Origin of the sequence: Moorena sp. SIO2C4 (genome assembly GCF_010672485.1) — a bacterium.
In the GTDB taxonomy this organism is placed as follows: Bacteria; Cyanobacteriota; Cyanobacteriia; order Cyanobacteriales; family Coleofasciculaceae; genus Moorena; species Moorena producens.
In genome coordinates this window covers 1-3,637 of the sequence record NZ_JAAHGN010000790.1, presented here as the reverse complement: position 1 = coordinate 3,637, position 3,637 = coordinate 1, and the positions used below count along the sequence as shown (strand labels likewise).

Here is a 3,637-nt window from a genome sequence, read left to right as displayed (position 1 = left end):
TCAGTAAAGAACCTTCTATATAATTTACCTTAGTGTCGATGTATTTGCTCCTAGATATAATCTGAGCAATTGACTGGCGATTTTCTAGTTGGTCACAATACTGACAAGCTTCCAAAACAGCCGCTACCAAGGCTCGGGCGGTTGTGGGATGTTTTTCTGCCCAAGGTCCCATGGTTGCGAGTATTTTTCCTGGATGACCTTTCCAAATATCCCGATTGACATAAACCGTAAATCCAGACTGGTCTACAACTGCTCTTTGGTTCCAGGGCTCATCTAAACAGTAGCCATCTACTATCCCAGCTTGGAGTTTGTATACCATTTGAGATGGTGGAAACTCGATTAACTTAATCTGTTTATCGGGATTAATCTCTATAGCTGATAGCCAGTAGAGAAGGGTATAGTTTGCCATGGAGTTGGTCAAGTCTATCCCTAGCTTGAGGGGCTCGGCTAATTTTTTAATGTATTTCCTGTAGGAGTAGGCAAAATCTTGGAAATTATAGTACTCCGTTGAAGCACGAATAGCACCTTGCCAAGCTTTTTTGGAAAAGGTGATCCCAGCACCATTGCGATTGAGCATCATTAGAGATATCACTGGTGCCTTGGGTGAACCAAAATTGGTTAGTATTGGCAATCCAAACAAGGCAACGCAGGCATCTATACCCCATGATAGTAAGTCTTTGTGAACCGCTGACCAGTCAGGATATTTTTTAAGACCCACATTCAGACCATAACGCTGAAAAAAACCCTTTTCTTTGGCAATGATTAAAGGAGCACAGTCAGTTACAGGAACAAAGCCAATGGTGAGGTTAGTTTTCTCTAACTTACCAAAGTTAGCTGGAGGTCCTTGAGTTGGCTCAGAGGAGCGATCGCGTTTTGGGAAATCGAATAGATTATTTGAGCTACAGGCACTAAAACCACATCCTACTGTGGCATACCCGATGTATTTGAGAAACTTGCGGCGCTGCTGCTCCATAAAACTGATACAAACCTAGCTAATGCTAGTTAATGCTGTTTATTTCCTGCTTCTTTCGGGACTGTCGGCAGCACCCCGTCCACAGGCAGACACCGTAGAGCCCACGGCGTTTTTCAGATTTATCGCTGCGTTCAAATCCCTGTCCAGGATTAGACCACATTCACTACAGTTATACGTCCTGATTGCCAACGGCATCTTCTGACGATGCCCGCAACTTGAACAAAGCTGAGATGATGGATAGAACCTATCCACCTTTACCAATTTGGCACCATACCACTGACACTTATACTCAAGTTGTCTTTTGAATTCATAGAATCCTTGGTCAGCGATCGAACTAGCCAGCTTATGATTAGCCATCATTCCCGATACATTTAAATCCTCAATTACCACCGTGCCGTGGTTTTTGGCTAAGTAAGTTGTGAGTTTTTCCAATGTGTCTTTGCGAATGTTGGCAACTCTTTGATGCTGTAATGCTAATCGGTTTACTGACTTGTGCCAGTTCTTGGAACCTTTTGTCTTTCTCGACAAATCACGGTGTAATCTAGCTAGTCGCTTTTTAGCTTGGCGGTAGGGTAATGAACCAGTGAAAACCTTCCCTGTACTAAGGGTGGCTAATTCTTTTATTCCCACATCTACCCCAACCACATCGATTTGTTTATGTGTTGGTTGTGGTTGATACTGATAATGAAAGCTCAGATACCAGCCGTCAGCTTGACGAGATATAGTGATTTTTTTTGTTTCTAAATCTGGCAATGGTTCATAAGTTCTTACCCATCCCAACTTGGGTAGTTTGTGCTTGCATCCTGAAAATTTTATCGGTTTTCCCGAATTATCTATGGTGAAGCTATCGTGTCTACCCTTTTTTTTGAATCTGGGATATTTCCCTAGTCCTTGGAAAAAGCATTTGTAAGCTGAGCCTAAGTTAATTAAGGCGTACTGGTACACTTTGGATGATAGTTGACTCATCCAAGGGTAGTTAGGTTTAACGTGGTGGGTAAACAATTTTCTGATTGTACTCACTGAGGGTTTCAATCCTTGTTGAGAGGCTTCCTGCCATATTGCCAAGCCCCAGTTGTATACCCATCGAGAGTACCCAGCATGTTGTGCCATCAAGGTTTTTTGATAGTTATTGAGTTTTAGTTTAGTCTTGAGCGCTTTATACATGCTTGATCACCTTTGCTAAGGTTTTCTATTCACTATTAGCAACTCCGACTCAGAACTAACCTAGTGGGATTTTGCTCCAAAATTCTCGATCAGTATATTGCCCAAGACCTCTGGTAAGTCATCACAAGCCACACTTTTTAGCACACACTCGCCCAGTTTAGCATCTTTCCCAACTTTGCCACCCATGTAAATATTGACTCCTTCAACAGACTTACCGTCTTTACGCACCTTAGTTCCCATCAAACCAATATCAGCTACTTGGGGTTGACCACAAGAGTTGGGACAACCTGTCCAATGAATCCGTACGGGGTTTGGTATATCTAACTTTTCTTCGAGTTCCCGAACTATTGCCAAGGCACGATTTTTGGTTTCTATCAGAGCAAAATTGCAGAACTGGGCTCCTGTGCAAGATACTAGAAGCCGTTCTAGGGGTTTGGGCTCAAGGGTAAATTTCTGCAAGAGGGGTTCAGCTAAGAAAGCGTCGAGATTAGCATCCGGAATATTCGGAATAATCACATTCTGCTCAACCGTTAGGCGGATTTCGCCACTGCCATAAGCCTCAGCCATCCGTGCCAGATCAAACATCTGCTGAGCATAAAGCCTACCAACCGGGACGTGTAAACCCACATAATTCAGACCTGGTTGCTTTTGGGCAAAGACACCGATATGGTCTCGCTTTTCCCAATCTATTTCATCGTGAGGAGCAGCCGTAGCAAGTTCTCTACCAAACTGCTTACTGACTTCCTCGCGGAACTTCTCAATCCCCCACTCATCAATCAACCACATCATCCGGGATTTTTGCCGATTCGCCCGCGAGCCTTCGTCGCGATAAACCTCTAGTATAGCACGACACAAGTCAACCACATCATCATTAGGCAGTACCCAAGCATTGAGGGGAACAGCAGCTTCACAACGCTTGGCCGAGAAAAAGCCACCTACGAGTACATTCAAGCCTAGTTGTCCATCTTTGTAGGCAGGCACGAAGGCAATATCATTAATTTCAGCATGGACTGAGTTATCCCGACCCCCTTCAATGGCAATATTGAATTTACGGGGCAAGTTAGTAAACTCGTAATTTCCTTGGCTGTTATTAGTGATCATGTCCTGTACCTTTTGGACAAGATCCCGAGTGTCAATTAATTCATCGCGATCTATCCCCGCCATGGGAGAACCAGTAATATTGCGGACATTGTCCATACCGGATTGGACGCTAGTTAAGCCAACTTGCTCGAACCTGCGGAAAATATCAGGCATATCTTCAATGCGGATACCTCGCAACTGGATGTTTTGGCGGGTTGTGATATCAGCGCTACCATCTTCTCCATAGCGCTGCACTATCTCAGCTAGCACCTGCATCTGAGTGCTGTTGACAATCCCGTTGGGTGTCCGCATCCGTAGCATGAACTTGCCTGGAGTGACAGGTCGATAAAAGACACCCACCACTTCAGCCGATGCTGTAGGTCATCTGGATCTATTGCTTCCCAGCCAATTCTAGCAAAC

General features: G+C 44.4%; 2 protein-coding genes and 1 pseudogene. All 3 read right to left on the bottom strand.

Features of this window, described 5'->3' with window-relative positions; all coding sequences use genetic code 11:
• A partial coding sequence (locus tag F6K20_RS29095) for an ABC transporter substrate-binding protein (protein WP_287297004.1) occupies window positions 1–973 on the bottom strand: 973 nt, incomplete at its 3' end.
• A 39-nt stretch (window positions 974–1,012) separates the two neighbouring features.
• On the bottom strand, window positions 1,013–2,137 hold the full coding sequence (locus tag F6K20_RS29090) for an RNA-guided endonuclease InsQ/TnpB family protein (protein ID WP_271969936.1): 1,125 nt from the start codon (window positions 2,135–2,137) through the stop codon (window positions 1,013–1,015).
• A gap of 60 nt (window positions 2,138–2,197) precedes the next feature.
• Window positions 2,198–3,637 (bottom strand): annotated as a pseudogene (locus F6K20_RS29085) (ferredoxin--nitrite reductase); the annotation flags it as partial.

Coding starts and splice junctions, on each gene's coding strand:
- F6K20_RS29090 (WP_271969936.1), bottom strand. CDS start 2,137: ATGTATAAAGCGCTCAAGACTAAACTAAAACTCAATAACTATCAAAAA.